The sequence below is a fragment of the Sulfurospirillum sp. genome (assembly GCF_036802865.1).
In the GTDB taxonomy this organism is placed as follows: Bacteria; Campylobacterota; Campylobacteria; order Campylobacterales; family Sulfurospirillaceae; genus Sulfurospirillum.
In genome coordinates this window covers 167,805-182,341 of sequence record NZ_DAIRVK010000001.1, presented here as the reverse complement: position 1 = coordinate 182,341, position 14,537 = coordinate 167,805, and the positions used below count along the sequence as shown (strand labels likewise).

At 36.9% G+C, this 14,537-nt stretch carries 13 protein-coding genes; 5 read left to right on the top strand and 8 right to left on the bottom strand.

The genetic code is table 11. From position 1 onward, the window contains the following. Position 1: 1 nt before the first annotated feature. Positions 2 to 412 (bottom strand): hypothetical protein, encoded by a 411-nt coding sequence (locus V7Q04_RS00945; protein WP_333803048.1) that lies wholly within the window; start codon positions 410 to 412, stop codon positions 2 to 4. Between the two features lie 80 nt (positions 413 to 492). Between V7Q04_RS00945 and V7Q04_RS00940 the strand changes: the two genes are divergently transcribed. Next, the gene (locus V7Q04_RS00940) at positions 493 to 1,647 is read left to right on the top strand and encodes a molybdopterin molybdotransferase MoeA (protein WP_333803047.1); all 1,155 of its coding nucleotides are present in this window, start codon (positions 493 to 495) and stop codon (positions 1,645 to 1,647) included. Here the strand turns inward: V7Q04_RS00940 and moaA are convergent. Further along, complete coding sequence (moaA, locus tag V7Q04_RS00935; protein WP_333803046.1) at positions 1,629 to 2,597, bottom strand: GTP 3',8-cyclase MoaA; 969 nt, start codon at positions 2,595 to 2,597, stop codon at positions 1,629 to 1,631. The genes V7Q04_RS00940 and moaA overlap by 19 nt on opposite strands. A gap of 150 nt (positions 2,598 to 2,747) precedes the next feature. On the opposite strand from moaA, the gene V7Q04_RS00930 reads away from it, so the two are divergent. Then, complete coding sequence (locus V7Q04_RS00930) at positions 2,748 to 3,260, top strand: PAS domain-containing protein (RefSeq protein ID WP_333803045.1); 513 nt, start codon at positions 2,748 to 2,750, stop codon at positions 3,258 to 3,260. Continuing rightward, complete coding sequence (locus V7Q04_RS00925; RefSeq protein ID WP_443070027.1) at positions 3,226 to 4,674, top strand: methyl-accepting chemotaxis protein; 1,449 nt, start codon at positions 3,226 to 3,228, stop codon at positions 4,672 to 4,674. The genes V7Q04_RS00930 and V7Q04_RS00925 overlap by 35 nt, the downstream gene beginning before the upstream one ends. 43 nt (positions 4,675 to 4,717) lie before the next feature. Here the strand turns inward: V7Q04_RS00925 and V7Q04_RS00915 are convergent, their stop codons facing one another. Genes V7Q04_RS00915 through mqnP form a run of 3 tightly spaced genes read right to left on the bottom strand, consistent with a single transcriptional unit; the run spans position 4,718 to position 6,625 of the window. Next, complete coding sequence (locus V7Q04_RS00915) at positions 4,718 to 5,233, bottom strand: DUF6115 domain-containing protein (RefSeq protein ID WP_333803044.1); 516 nt, start codon at positions 5,231 to 5,233, stop codon at positions 4,718 to 4,720. Beyond that, complete coding sequence (locus V7Q04_RS00910; protein ID WP_333803043.1) at positions 5,223 to 5,753, bottom strand: hypothetical protein; 531 nt, start codon at positions 5,751 to 5,753, stop codon at positions 5,223 to 5,225. The genes V7Q04_RS00915 and V7Q04_RS00910 overlap by 11 nt, the downstream gene beginning before the upstream one ends. 2 nt (positions 5,754 to 5,755) lie before the next feature. After that, positions 5,756 to 6,625 (bottom strand): menaquinone biosynthesis prenyltransferase MqnP, encoded by an 870-nt coding sequence (gene mqnP / locus V7Q04_RS00905; RefSeq protein WP_333803042.1) that lies wholly within the window; start codon positions 6,623 to 6,625, stop codon positions 5,756 to 5,758. Positions 6,626 to 6,756: 131 nt separating this feature from the next. Here mqnP and miaA point away from each other — a divergent pair, with 131 nt between their 5' ends. Together miaA and V7Q04_RS00895 are read left to right on the top strand one after the other, a co-directional pair. Continuing rightward, positions 6,757 to 7,653, top strand: a complete 897-nt coding sequence (gene miaA, locus V7Q04_RS00900; protein WP_333803041.1) for a tRNA (adenosine(37)-N6)-dimethylallyltransferase MiaA — start codon at positions 6,757 to 6,759, stop codon at positions 7,651 to 7,653. 17 nt (positions 7,654 to 7,670) lie between these two features. Continuing rightward, positions 7,671 to 9,089 (top strand): aldehyde dehydrogenase family protein, encoded by a 1,419-nt coding sequence (locus tag V7Q04_RS00895; RefSeq protein ID WP_333803040.1) that lies wholly within the window; start codon positions 7,671 to 7,673, stop codon positions 9,087 to 9,089. On the opposite strand, the gene V7Q04_RS00890 is transcribed toward V7Q04_RS00895, so the two are convergent. The 3 genes from V7Q04_RS00890 to V7Q04_RS00880 are packed head-to-tail and all read right to left on the bottom strand — an operon-like array spanning position 9,086 to position 14,536. Next, on the bottom strand, positions 9,086 to 11,482 hold the full coding sequence (locus V7Q04_RS00890) for a tetratricopeptide repeat protein (protein ID WP_333803039.1): 2,397 nt from the start codon (positions 11,480 to 11,482) through the stop codon (positions 9,086 to 9,088). The genes V7Q04_RS00895 and V7Q04_RS00890 overlap by 4 nt on opposite strands. A gap of 40 nt (positions 11,483 to 11,522) precedes the next feature. Beyond that, positions 11,523 to 13,010, bottom strand: a complete 1,488-nt coding sequence (nuoN, locus tag V7Q04_RS00885) for an NADH-quinone oxidoreductase subunit NuoN (RefSeq protein ID WP_333803038.1) — start codon at positions 13,008 to 13,010, stop codon at positions 11,523 to 11,525. Further along, complete coding sequence (locus V7Q04_RS00880; RefSeq protein ID WP_333803037.1) at positions 13,010 to 14,536, bottom strand: NADH-quinone oxidoreductase subunit M; 1,527 nt, start codon at positions 14,534 to 14,536, stop codon at positions 13,010 to 13,012. The genes nuoN and V7Q04_RS00880 overlap by 1 nt, the downstream gene beginning before the upstream one ends. Between the last annotated feature and the right edge of the window lies 1 nt (position 14,537).

Below are 14,537 nucleotides of genomic sequence, written 5' to 3'. Positions count from 1 at the left end.
TCTAATGTACCGTATAAAAAAGTGCACTTGTGGCAATAAGTGCTAAAAAGTCTAAGCTATATTTTTTAATTGCGTAGCGTTTATAAGCACTTTGAGACTCTTCGGTTCGCTCTATTTTTTTATACATTTTATGCCCTCTAATACCAAAAGCAACGATTAACACCCAAACAATAATCATCAGCCAAACCGAAAAAGAGAAAGTAAATTGACGTACCGCCATAACAATAATACCCGTAAAAAAGATAGCGGAAAGTACAATATAGTACTGTGGAGCGATAAGTTCAAGTCTTTTTGAGAGTTTGAGAAATGTTTTGTCACTTTTGAGCAGATAAAGATTAAGTCCGATGAGTACGACCAAAAGAATAATAAAGACTAAGTGCAATTGACTCGCTAAGCGTATTAGCTCTTCCATGGTAAAAAATCCTTCACAAAAATAATCTCAGATTGTATCCATTTTAGTATAATAGTACCCATAAATCATAAGGTTAAACCATGCCTATTTCATATCAAGAAGCTCTTCATATTATTCGGACGGAGATTCAACCTTTACATGTAAAACAGTCATTACCTCTTTTAAAAGCGGTCAATCGCATCGCAAGTAGTAATGTTTATGCCAAATTTGCACTCCCTAAACATCCCATGAGCCTTAAAGAGGGTTATGGAATTGCCTTTGATGCCACGACAACTGTTTATACTCTCCTTAATCAACCCTATCCCGAAACTATTCCCTTAGGTTACGGCGTTAGACTATCAACAGGTGAGAGTATTCCACAAGGTGCCGATACAATCATCGCCGAAGAAGATATTCTTATTGACAAAGAAGACCGTATCAAAATTCCTTTACAGGTAACACAAGCACAGCACATTAAAAAAGAGGGGGAGGACATCGCAAAAGATGAGCTATTGCTCAAAAAATGTGAACGTATTAGTGCACAAAAAATTACCGCTCTCTCTTCTCAAGGTATCATACGCGTTAAAGCATTTCAAAAACCAACCATTAGTATCTTAAGTATTGGCACACAGCTTGCCTCCGGCGAAATTCACAACTCCAATGCTATGAGCTTAGCCGCGAGAGTTATTGAACTTGGTGGGAAAGTAGGTGAAATTGTCATTTGCGAAGAAGATGAGACGAAGATTTTAACAACATTGAAGCTTTTAATCCAAAAAGCAGATTGTGTCATAACAACAGGTGCACTCAGTCGTCATGATACTATGCGCCATTTATTAGAAACTAAAATGTTAATGCCACTTTTTCATCAAGTCCGTATTGCACCCGCAAAACCGAGTTCACTCACTTTAGTTGAGAATAAGCCTATTTTACATCTTCCAGGACTGCCACTTGGGTGTATGTTAGGATTTGAGATGCTAGGTGTTCCACTGTTGAGACAATTACAACATCAGCTCTGTATTATTCCTGATTTTATTACATGTGTTAATCAAAAACAAATTACCTGTAAAGATAATTGTATGAGTGCAATACCAGGATACAGTGATGGGAGAAATTTTGTGAATGCCCCATATTATGAGGCGGGAAGGCTCAATATTTTGAGTCAATGCAATGGCTACACGCTGGTTGAAGACAAAGAAATGATTGAAGAAGGGGAACTTATTCCCTTCTTCTACTTTACTCACCCACCTGTTTCATAAAAAGCGCGTGAAGAAGTTTCATTTTGATCATCATCGCTCCACTTATTTTTTTCAGGTTTATTGCGCAATACCTCTTTTAAAATATCGGCTGCTGCTTTGACATCGCCTTTATTAACAGCATCTTTAATGCTCATCGCCTCATCAAAATAGAGGCAAGGAATGAGCATACCCTCTGCCGTAAGACGAATGCGGTTACAATCTTCACAAAAATCGTGTTTATGTGGATCAATAATACCAAAGATATAGCCATCATCAAATTCAAACAATTGTGCAGGACTTGGACCTACACGACCTATAGCTTTAAAATGGTATTTTTCAGCGATTATCTTTTGGACTTCTTGACCACTCAGCCCTTTGAGTTGCTCTTTGGCATGGGTATTTTCCATGTATTCAATAAAGCGGATAGACATACCACGCGCTTTAGCATATTCAAGAACATCCAGCACTTCATCCGCATTGATCCCTTTGATCGGAACCATATTTATTTTAACTTTAAGCCCTACTTTGAGTGCTTCTTCAATACCCGCTTGTACTTTGGCTAAAACATCTTTTTGCGCCATTTTACCTGCAACATCAGGCTTTAAACTATCAAGAGAGATATTAACGCGTTGGAGTCCTGCATTTTTAAGTTTTTGTGCCGCATCTTTCAGTAAAAATCCATTGGTCGTCAGCGCTAAGTCCAAACCACTTTTATGATTATTTATCATAGAAATAAATTTATCTAAATCGGTTCTTAAAAGAGGTTCTCCACCAGTAATACGAATCTTTGTGATTCCTTCATCAATGGCAACTTTGACAAATAAAAAAAGTTCTTCAAAATTGAGTAAATTCTCTTTTGGTACCCATGAAAAAGGCTTTTCAGGCATACAATACTGACACCTAAAATTACATCGTTCGGTCACTGAAACCCTTAGATAAGTGACGTTTCTTCCAAATCCATCCACTAACATTATTGTTCCTTGTTGCTTTAATGCGAAGACCATTATACATAAATATAAACAATATAGATTGATTGAAAGCGGTTATCAGAACTTTCAAGCTTTCTCTAAAAAGGATTGAGCTAAAATATGTGACATTTTTCTTTATAAGGAGTATTAGGAATGCAACAGCCTATCCCTAATAACAAGGAACACAGTGTAAATGCCGATGCATTTTTAGTTTCTAAAACTGATACGCAAGGTAAAATAACATACTGCAATGAACCTTTCATCAAGATCGTAGGGGCCAGTGAACAAGAAATTCTTGGTAAACCACATAACATTATTAGACATCCTGATATGCCACGTATTGTTTTCAAACTCTTATGGGATCATGTTAAAAATAAAGAAGAAATTTTTGCGTATGTTAAGAATATGAGCTTTGACGGTGGCTATTACTGGGTTTATGCAAATGTAACTGCTTCAACAGATCAATCTGGAAAAATCATTGGCTATTATTCCGTAAGACGCAAAGCTAATCCTAAAGCGTTAGAGATTATCCAACCACTTTATGCCAAATTGTTAGAACTCGAAAAAAATGGTGGGATGGAAGCCTCACAAGCCTATCTTACCAATCTACTCAATGAAAAAGGAGTGAGTTATGAAGAACTTTCTAACACATTGCAACGATTATAAAATAGCTCTTTTTACCCTTTTTCTATTCTTGGCTTTAGGGTCATATTTTACAGGTTACACAAAAAGCTTTGCAACTTCAGGCATACTCTTTGGTGTTGCCGTTGGCTCTTTTTTTGGAAGCCGTAAAACCATGCAGTGCGATACAATAACATATGAAAAAGTACTCAATGTTGTCAAAGAAGCTGCTAAAGGTAACTTAGAACCGCGAATTGTCAATGTCGATGTAAAACAACCTATGGGTGAAGTGGCATATGCCATCAATGATCTTTTGGATCAGATGGAAGCTTTGATGAGAGAAACGAAAACATCTATCGAATCAGCGAGCCAAGGAAAAACTTACCGCAATATTTTCAATGAAGGGTTCCGTGGTCTATTTGCTATTAATGCACGCTACCTTTCAGAAGGTGTTCAAGGTATTTCTGAAGGACAAAAAGGCAAAGCAAGAGGTTTGCTTTCATCCGCATTTTCAGATCTTGGCAATGGAAACAATGGTGTACTGAGCATTCAGCAAGACCTCTCTAACAGCATAACAGAGATGCTACAAATTACCGATGTTTCGAACTTAACAGCTGAAAAATCCAATGAAAGTTTGGATACAGTTATTGCACTCTCTTCAGGTATTCAAGAGCTATTAGAACTTTTAACTAGCACCAATGAAGCTATTACATCTCTAAGTGAACGAACTTCTGAAATCTCTTCCGTGGTCAATCTTATCAAGGATATCGCAGATCAAACCAATCTTTTAGCCCTTAATGCGGCTATTGAAGCGGCACGGGCAGGTGAGCATGGTCGTGGATTTGCGGTTGTTGCGGATGAAGTACGAAAATTGGCTGAGCGTACTCAAAAAGCAACTCAAGAAATTGCTATGACGATTCAAACATTACAACAAGAGACCAATGGAATTCACTCCAATTCTGATCGCATTAGTGTTATTGCCAACACAAGTGGTAAAAATGTTATTCACTTTGAAGATGCGCTTCGTGCCTTTAACAAAGATGCTAACGATACAGCAGACATCTCTTACAAACTTGAAAATAAAATTTTCACTATTCTCGCTAAAATAGATCATATTGTCCATAAAACAAATGCTTATTCTGCTGTTCTGAACGAAAAAAGAGATACAAAATTTACAGATCATGAGAATTGCAGACTTGGTAAATGGTATCAAGATCCAACAACACAAGAACGATTTGGTAAAACAAAATCATATATATTACTTGGTGAACCGCATAAAGTGGTCCATCAATGTGTGAGTGAAAATATGCAAGAGCTACAACATGGTTACACAACCGAGACCATTTCATACTTTATTAATAATTTTAAAAAGATGGAAAATGCTAGTACAACACTCTTTAGTTTAATGGATGCAATGATCCAAGAGTCTGCTTCAGAATGTCGCGCTAAAAGAAAGTAAGAATAGGATGGGTTTACATGTAAACCCATCGTCTTAAAGAAGTCTATTTTAAATTAGCCAGTTTTAACACAAGATCAACTTCACCAATACCTATGCGTAAATCTTTCGCAATTTCTGCCTCACTTTTACCTTTAGCATAGTGAGAAATGATTACCTTTTCGTTGGACGTTGAAGGCGAAGAGGAAGAAAAACTCATCTCTTTGGCACGACTCTCAATACGGTCAATACGTGCACTTTGTTCATCCCTAAAGTTTTGCATGATTTTTTCAACATCTTTAAGCGATCCAAGAAGGGGTAACACACTTTGATGAATCTCTTCTTTTACACTTCCGAGTATTTTCTTTTCCAGTGCGTTAGTATCCAATGCAGGCTCTTTGGTAGCAGAAGATAACTCATTCAATGTTTTATTAAGAACATGATTTTGGTAGTTGAGTTCTTCAATACTTTTTTCATAAATGAGTAATTTTTTATTTACTTCACCATCACGAATATAAACCATCAAAAAGATGATAATCACAAGAGCAGCTAACGCAATAAACGCCAGTGTTTCAATACTCACTTTGACTCCCTTTCATTTGACGTATCATTGCACGTTCACATGCAACCATGTAAGTACTCCAATCTTTTTCATCATCCTCATGCATCATCACGATTTTTCCAACACTTGGGCTCAGAGCTTCAAAGAAAATTGGCATTTGGCGCTTAGGAAATGTTGGCATATCTATGCGTGCATAATAACTCTCTTTTACACTCAACACATCACCCTCACATTCTATGTACCCATGTCCAATCGCTTTGATATTCGTATTCAATGCAAGAGGAATATATAAAGGCTCATCACTGGTTACGAGATGTGTTAGTTTATCTATTTTTCGGTGAAGTTCAATCAAAAGTGTTAAAAGGACTTGGTCGCTTTCTTGAGTTTCTTTACGCACTTTAGAAGACTTAAGCCATAAGCCCAAAGGATCATCATTAAGTTGCATAAGTGCATAATATTCTTGAATAAAACGTGTATTTTCTAAGCTACTGGGTTCATACACCATCTTTAAAAATGCCGCTACAAAGCGAATATCTTCCATTCTCAAATCCTATCTAAGAAAATAAGTGCGAAAAAAATAACACCCAAGTAGCCATTGAGCGTAAAGAAAGCACGATCAATTTTGGAAAAATCTTTAAGGACGATTCGGTGTTCAAAAAAGAGTACTACTGCAGATATAACAACGCCAACATAGGCAAAGAAACCCAGTTCAGCACTGATGACAAAGAGTAACCAAAAAAGTACGGTTTGAGCATGAAAAAGACGTGAAATGAAAAACGTTGCATCTTGACCAAAACGTGAAGGTATCGAGAAAAGCCCATTGGCTTTATCATACTCCATATCTTGCAATGAATAGAGCAAATCAAACCCTGCAACCCAATACATAACACCAACCGAGAGTAATATCGACCACAAAGGTATAAACTCTTGTATCGCTACAACACCTGCAATAGGTGCAAGCCCTAAAGAAACACCCAGCACTAAGTGTGCATACGGAGAGAAACGTTTAAAGAGCGAATACCCACCTAATATAACTAAAATAGGCACACTGAGATAAAATGCAAGATCATTAATCATATAGGCTACACCTATGAAAACAAGTGCATTAAGGACAATAAAGAGTTGCATATTGGTTGTGCCAATTCTGCCATCCACACTTGGGCGATTAGCCGTTCTTGGATTGTATTTATCAATGTCACGATCTGCGTAACGATTGAATGCCATCGCAAAGTTGCGAGCACTCACTGCTGCTAAGAGTCCTAAAATTAAAAGTTTAAATCCAAACCACATTGTGCCATTGATTGCTTTGGAAGAGACGATCATTGCTACAAAAATAAATGGAAGTGCGAAAACAGAGTGTTTAAAGACGATTAAATCGCTAATATCTTTGAGTTTTAGCCAGAGTTGTTGCAATACTAACCTTTACGTTTAAGATAGCTTGATTTTACAACAAAACCCTTTAAAAGTGTTATAATTGCACGTACAGCACCGCTAAAAAACTTAAAAGTACACGTTGTGCACAGACTTCATGTAAGAGAAACTCATTGAAAACAATCGCTATTTTAGGACCAACCGCTTCAGGCAAAACAGCTCTTTCCATAGAACTTGCTCTAAAGTATAACGCCCATATTTTATCACTTGATTCACTGAGTATCTACAAAGAGATTGATATTGCTTCTGCCAAACCAACCCCAATAGAACGACAAAGCGTACACCATTTTGGAATGGATGTCCTTCTTCCAAGTGAGCACTTTGATGTCACCATGTTTTTTGATCTTTATAAAGAAGCCAATGAGGCATCTTTACGTGATGAAAAAAACCTTATTATTGTGGGTGGGACAGGTTTTTATCTTAAAGCAATGATGGAAGGTCTTAGTTTCAAACCTGAAATATCCTCACCGATAAAAGAACAAATTGACCAGCAACTGCTTGATTTGGAAGCTTCGTATGCTTTAGTTAAAGAGCATGATAATACCTTTGCACGCAAAATTGCTTCTACCGATCGTTACAGAATTGAAAAATGGCTGGAGATTTTTTTAACGACAAATGAGGTACCTTCAACCTACCTCATACACGCCAAGCAAGAACCTATTATTAAAGATGTTGTTTTGTTTGAAATCGATATACCCAAAGAGACATTAGCTCAGAAAATTGCTCTGCGCTCAAAAATAATGATAGAATCTGGACTTATTGATGAAATATTTTATTTGGAAAAGCACTATAGCAGAGCACCGCAATGTATGAAAGCTATTGGGATCAAAGAGGTATTGGATTATTTTGATGGAAAATTCAAAATTCTAGGGCTTGAAGAACGTATTACCTTCAACACACTTCATCTTGCAAAGCGTCAACGCACTTTTAACGCTTCACAATTTCCACAGCACATCAAAGATGACACTGCACATCTTTTTTGTGCCATTGAAACTTACTTTAAATCATAATCATACAGGTAGTATAAATGAAAACAATTAATCAAAATTACATCAATGGAGAATTTAAAAAAATTAATTCTACCGAGAGTTTAACGCTTAAAAATCCTACAACAGAAGAAAATATTGCTCAAATATATTTGAGTACCCCTCCTGAAATGAATGAAGCAATAGAATGTGCTGCACATGCGTTTGAATCGTTTTCAAAAACATCAATCGATGAGAGAATGAACATTTTACAGCGTATCCATGATGAGCTCCTACAACAAGAGGATATCTTAATTGATCTTGCTGTTTTAGAATTTGGTGCAACGATTATGACAACAAAAAGAAGAACTAAAAACGCTATCAATCTCTTTTTAACAATCAAAGAAGAACTTAAACATTATGATTTTGTAAAAAAAGACGCTGATTCTATAACCATCAAAGAAGGTGTTGGTGTTATCGGCGTTATCATTCCTTGGAATGCAAACTTAGCTCACCTGTGTAGCAATATTGCTCCTGCTATTGCACTTGGTTGTACACTTGTTATTAAACCAAGCGAATTTAATGCTCTTGAAACAGAAGCTTTTCTAGAGTGCCTGCATAGAGCAAATGTCCCAAAAGGAGTTGTCAATGTCGTGCATGGAACAGGTGACGTTGTGGGTAATGTCTTAACAAAACACCCTTTGGTCAATGCAATCTCGTTTATAGGAAGTACAAAAACAGGAAAAATAATTTTTGAAAACTCTGCAAAAACAATCAAGCGTATGACACTAGAACTTGGTGGCAAATCGCCAACCATCCTGTTAGAAGATGCCAATTTGCAAGAAGTTATTCCTCATGTTTTAAGCAGTGCTTATAGCAATAGTGGTCAAGCTTGTCACGCGGGCAGTAGACTTTTAGTTCCACAATCAAAGCTTGCGGAAGTAGAACGTTTACTCATTGAACATATCAACAGACTCAAAATAGGTGATCCAAAAGATAAAGAAACGCAGATTGGGCCAATGATCAATTTAACACAGTTTAATACCGTGCAATCCTACATCAAAAGTGGTATTGACGATGGTGCAAAACTTTTGTGCGGAGGTCTCGGAAAGGTTGAGGGATTTGACAAAGGATATTTTGTAAAGCCAACCGTTTTTATATGTCATAATCAAACTTTAAAAATTGTTCAAGAAGAGATATTTGGACCCGTACTATGTGTCTTACCGTATGAGAGTGAACAAGAAGCCCTTGTCATGGCAAACAATACTATTTTTGGACTGTCAGCATATGTTTTTTCAAACAATGAGACCAAAGCACTTGAATTTGCAAAACAGATAAGAAGTGGAAGGGTTTTAATTAATACAAGCTCATCCAAAGCTAAACATCCGCCCTTTGGAGGCATGAAACAATCAGGACTGGGAAGAATGGGTGGAAGATACTCTATGGATGCATTTTGCGAGATAAAATCGATACTTTTTTAAAGCAATAAATCAAGATTTTGTTGGCAAATATTTTTCCATGAACTGTTGTCTTGGATAGCGACGCATTGCGTAAAATACTCTTTGGCTTTTGCATTCTCTTTCAGTTTCAAGCTAAGTTCTCCAGCTTGATAGAAAAGTCGTATTTTATCTTTGTTTCCTAAGTTTATCGGCATCAAAGATTCTGCAATTTTTAATGCTTCCGCATCTCTTTCCAAACGCTTTAGTGCATCTATGTAACTAAACTCAACCACAGGTGTCAATGCACTGGATTTAAACTTCTTTTGCATCTCGATTGATGCTTGGGCGTACGTAACAAGTAAAAGATCATTTTTTGTATCCCCAGCCATTTTAACAATTTCATAATAAATGTCTAAATTACTTGCTTCATCAGGATACAAAATTTTAATACTCTCCGCAAGTGACGTTGCTCCTTCACTATTTTTGAGTTTAATAAATGAAAAGAAAAGATCACGAATTGTCTCTAATCCAATCTTCTCTCTCAATGAAAATGAAAGCGTTTTTAAATCTTCTTTAAAGCCAATGACCTCTTTATATTTTCCCATCATATAGAGAACTTGTACCTCTTTTTGTGCCCACGCATAACGACTCTGCAAAGAAATATCTTTAAGATGGGGACTTGAAATCTCTTGTGCTCGATCAAAACGTGACACCCTTACAAAACATTTATAAAGCTTTTCTTCGTATTCTGACTCATTGATTTGAAGCTTATACTCTTCAATCAGTCCTACGACTGTTTGGCATTCGTCTTTTTGTAGTTTTTGCAATGCTAGTGATTTTGCTGCACCATAAATAAGCTCTTCTGGTTTAATTTCATACCGATCAGGAACTTTCCCAAGCTCATTTTGGAGGGCTAGAACCTCTTCAAAACGTTGTTGCTTAAGCAATAATTTTGCTTTCTCAAGCAATGCTTTTTGCCCAATTTCATTATTATAATTTTCTATCAATTTATCATAATAGTTAGCAAGCTTTGTCTCATTATTCTCGTTCAATTTAAAAAAGAGTTCATCCAAACTCTCTGTAACTTCTTGCACATAATCGCCACTGTTTTTATAATCAGCTAAATACTCTTGATAACGTGCATGCGCTGCTTCTACCTCATTGGCCTTTGCATGCCAATCACCACTCTCTTTGAGCAGTAACTCTCGATTTTCACCTTTTTTAGGTGTCTTTTCGAGGAGTAAATCAGTAATTTTAGCCGCTAAATCATAGAGTTTATGCTCAAAAAGCCGACGTGCTAATTTATAACTTGCATCTTTGTCTTTTAAAAGAAATTGCGCATTAACATTGAGAACTTTGAGTAAATACTCTTTGGCTTCTTTCATTTTACCTGCATCCATTTGATGATCACTCAAACGAATTGCTGCTTCTGAGGCTATGTCAAGATCTTGAGCGCTGTAGAGAACATCTAAGTAAAGCTTCATGGCTTTATCTTTCTCTTTTTTTAGGAAGAGGTTATCTGCATACAATAAAATGGCTCTTTTAGTAAAAAGGCTATCAGGATGTTCATTTACCAAAATATCAATGAAATAATTTGCATCAGACTTAGAACCTGTTTTAATGTAGGCTTTTGTCATCATCATTAAAACTTCAGGAATATTTTCATCGCTTGCAAACTCTTTCGTCCATCTTTTCCCAACATTGATAATATCACTATCATTAAATCCCATGTTCTCTGCGCCATCTTCTCCTTTAGTGGTGAGGATTTTATCCATTGCACGCATATGATAAAGATCTAATTCGCTGCGAAAAATAGAGTTAGGGAAAAGCGTTAAGACACGTTTGACATCTTTGACAACACTGTCATAATAGCCACTTTCATACTCTTGCTTGATGTCTAAATAAAGTGGAATATCTTTGCTCTGTGCATAAGAAATAGGTGCACCATTAAGATCCAATGCCCCTATATAAGGTTTTTGATATTTGGGAAACTCCACAGAAAAATCAAGTCCATCACGAACATCTTTTTCTTCATAAAGAGGTTTTTCTTGAAGTAAAATTGTCCAATGTGTGTAACGTTTTTCTTGTGGTTTCGTTAAAATTTCGCTGTTTAAATACAAACTCTCTTCCACAGGGATCAACTTTGAATCGACTTTAGGTTCTACCGTAACGTAAAATTCACCATCTTTTTCGTAAAAATCAAGCTCCGCAAGCTTCATTTTTTTAGATTCTATTGGTTTATTCATGGGGCGGCTGATTTTGCAAATATAATGTTTTTTATCAAGTGCATCAGGGATAGTTTGACACCCAAAAGGCTTCGCGTCAATGACATGTAAGATTGCATAGTTTACTTTGCTCTCTTTACCGCTGTTTAAAATAATCTCCAGCGCAGAAAGTTGTACCGATGCTAAAAGGAAGATTAAAAAATATTTCATACCTACATTATAGCAAAATAAGGGGTTTTTCACCCCTTATTTAAAAACCACTGGCAGTAACGTACTTCGTGATAATCGTTAATAAAGGTTCGACAAATACGATAGCAAACATCGTGATAATCGCGGCAACACCTACAATAACTTTGAGCGGTGTTGATGCGTTGGTTGCATAGAGTCTAGCATCTGCGGTAACTGGTTCTTTTAAAAACATATAAATGACCAATTTCATGTAGTAATAAACGGCAATCGCACTGTTCAACGCAATAATCACTGCTAAGAAAATAAACTCACTGTTAATTGCCGCACTAATGAGATAAAGCTTACCCCAAAAGACAGAAAATGGAGGCATTCCTGCAAGCGCGAACATAAAAATACCCATAATCGTAGCTGTCGTTGGCATAATTTTTACAAGTCCTGAAAACTTTGTATACGGATGTTGGTAACGTTCATCCCAAAGATTTTCACGATGTCTTACAATCCAGAGCATGGTAAAAGCACCTAAATTGGTAAACATAAAAAGCGTCCAATATAAAAAGAGTGCTGTATTGGCTTGGGTTGAACCAATTAAAATTGCTGCCATCATAAATCCAGCATGCGAAATGGAACTGAATGCTAACATCCTCTTCACATCTTCTTGTACCAATGCGGTAAGGTTAGCAAGTGTCATTGTAAGAACGACTGCAATATATAAAATATGTTCTAACCAAACAACACCTGAGAAAACGAGCATCTCAAACAGACGCATTGCAACCACAAAACCTGCGATTTTTGGAACAACAGACATATAACCTGCAAGTGGAGCTGAACTGCCTTCATACACATCCGGTGTCCATGTATGCGATGGTACTAAGGAGAGTTTGAAACCAAGCGCTCCTAGCATAAAGACTGTTGCAGAAAGCACACCAATGAGTGGTTCAAAGTGGTTTTGCATCAAAACTTTTTCAATTTGATGAATCTCTACACTACCCGTTAATGCATAAAAAATTAGCGCTGACATCCCGTAAAAACCTGCGGCCAATGCACCCATCGTAAAGTATTTAATGGCTGCTTCAAACGCTTTAGCACGATTATGCATAGCAATGAGTGTATAAAGTGCGAGGCTTGATGTTTCCAACCCTATAAAGATCAAAATAAGATTATCGCTTACGACCATAAACTGAAAACCTACGATCATAAACATAAAGAGCGCATAGAACTCTGCCATTCTGAACTCTCTAAAATGACGATGGCTCAGTGATAAAGGCAAGAAGAAAGCAGATGCTACCAATATAATGACTTGTGCAATAATTGAAATACCATCAACCAATAGCACATCAAAAAATCCACGTGTCGGTCCATTGTATCCAAGAACCGCTCCAAAATCTAAAATAATAAACAGTACAGTAATCATTGTTAAAAAACTACGATTTAACCCTTTTACTGCTAAGTCAGCACATATAACTGCCAATGCACCAACCGTTAATATTGCCATAGGAAGAAGGGCTGGTAAATTGAGGCTTAAAACATCAATTGAGATAGGCTCTAACATTAGTGTGTTCCTCCTATGGTGTTGGCTTTCATAATAAGGTCTTTTGTGCTCTGCTCAATAGCTTTTTGATCCATAAGAACCAGCATTTTTTGGACACTCATATCAATGACACTAAGCACTGGTTTCGGATAAACACCCAAAATAGCTACAAGCGCTACAAGTGGAATAAGTGCTGTAAGCTCTTTTGCATTGAGATCTTGAAGCGTTTTGTTTTCTTCATGAACCACTTGACCAAAGAATGATTTTTTATATAAAACAAGCATATAAACAGCACCTAAGATAATGCCGGTTCCTGCAAACAATGTCATCACCCAACTGATGCGGTAAAAGCCTGCAAGTGACAAAAACTCACCCACAAACCCTATGGTTAAAGGAAGTCCTACGGAAGCCATAAGCATAATGCCATAAATCGTTGCAAAATTTGGCATCACAGAGGCCAGTCCCCCAAAGTCGCTCATCAGTTTTGTATGGCGCCTATCGTAAATAACACCCACTAACATAAACAGTGCTCCGCTCACAATACCGTGGCTCAGCATAAGGAAAATTGAGCCTGTAATGCCTTCTGCATTCATAGCAAAAGTTCCAAGGATAACAATCCCCATATGAGAAATCGAACTGTAAGCAATGACCTGTTTCATATCTTCTTGTGCATACGCTATCATCGCTGCGTAAATGACCATGATAATACAAATGGTTGCCACAGGAATAAGGAAATAAACTGAAGCGTCAGGAAAAAGTGGCAATGAAAAACGAACAAAACCATAGCTCCCCATTTTAAGAAGAACGGCTGCTAGAATTATCGAACCAATCGTTGGTGCTTGACCATGGGCATAAGGTAGCCATGTATGAAAAGGAAACATAGGAACTTTAATGGCAAATGCTAAAAAGAACGCTCCAAAAAGCCATAACTGTGTTGGAAATGGAATTTGTAATAGATACCAATCCGGCAATGAAAAGCTCCAAATACCTGTTGCTTCATGGTATAAAAAGCTCATATACAAGATGCCTACTAACATTAGAACAGAGCCTGCAAACGTATAAAGAAAAAACTTGATAGACGCATACATACGGTTTGCACTTCCCCATGCACCAATAATATAAAGCATAGGGACAAGAGAAAGCTCCCAGAACGCATAAAACCAAACAACATCTAAGATCACGAAAACGCCTACCATTGTCATTTCTAAGAAAAGAACCGAGATAATCAAATTTTTAATCTCATTTTTAATGCTCAGAGCAATAAATGCAATCATCGTTATAAATGTTGATAAAATAACCAAGAAAAGTGAAATACCGTCCACTCCAAGGTAATAACTCATCCCATAACTTGGGATAAAAGGATAATACTCGACAAACTGATAGCCTGCATTTGAGCCATCAAATCCAATCCATAAAACAATGGAGAGAAAAAATTCAATAGCCGTTACACTAATGCCATATGCTCTAATACTCTCTTTTGTGACCAAAAAGCCTAAGAGTCCAGCCATCGCTGGGAAAAATACAAGAAGTGATAAAATATGTTCCATG

Bases quoted from the DNA above. Each gene is read 5' to 3' on its own strand.
- V7Q04_RS00930 (WP_333803045.1), top strand. From the start codon at position 2,748: ATGCAACAGCCTATCCCTAATAACAAGGAACACAGTGTAAATGCCGAT.
- V7Q04_RS00890 (WP_333803039.1), bottom strand. From the start codon at position 11,482: ATGAAATATTTTTTAATCTTCCTTTTAGCATCGGTACAACTTTCTGCG.
- moaA (WP_333803046.1), bottom strand. From the start codon at position 2,597: ATGTTAGTGGATGGATTTGGAAGAAACGTCACTTATCTAAGGGTTTCA.
- V7Q04_RS00880 (WP_333803037.1), bottom strand. From the start codon at position 14,536: ATGGAACATATTTTATCACTTCTTGTATTTTTCCCAGCGATGGCTGGA.
- V7Q04_RS00895 (WP_333803040.1), top strand. From the start codon at position 7,671: ATGAAAACAATTAATCAAAATTACATCAATGGAGAATTTAAAAAAATT.
- V7Q04_RS00910 (WP_333803043.1), bottom strand. From the start codon at position 5,753: ATGGAAGATATTCGCTTTGTAGCGGCATTTTTAAAGATGGTGTATGAA.
- V7Q04_RS00940 (WP_333803047.1), top strand. From the start codon at position 493: ATGCCTATTTCATATCAAGAAGCTCTTCATATTATTCGGACGGAGATT.
- nuoN (WP_333803038.1), bottom strand. From the start codon at position 13,010: ATGTTAGAGCCTATCTCAATTGATGTTTTAAGCCTCAATTTACCAGCC.
- V7Q04_RS00925 (WP_443070027.1), top strand. From the start codon at position 3,226: ATGAAGAACTTTCTAACACATTGCAACGATTATAAAATAGCTCTTTTT.
- V7Q04_RS00945 (WP_333803048.1), bottom strand. From the start codon at position 412: ATGGAAGAGCTAATACGCTTAGCGAGTCAATTGCACTTAGTCTTTATT.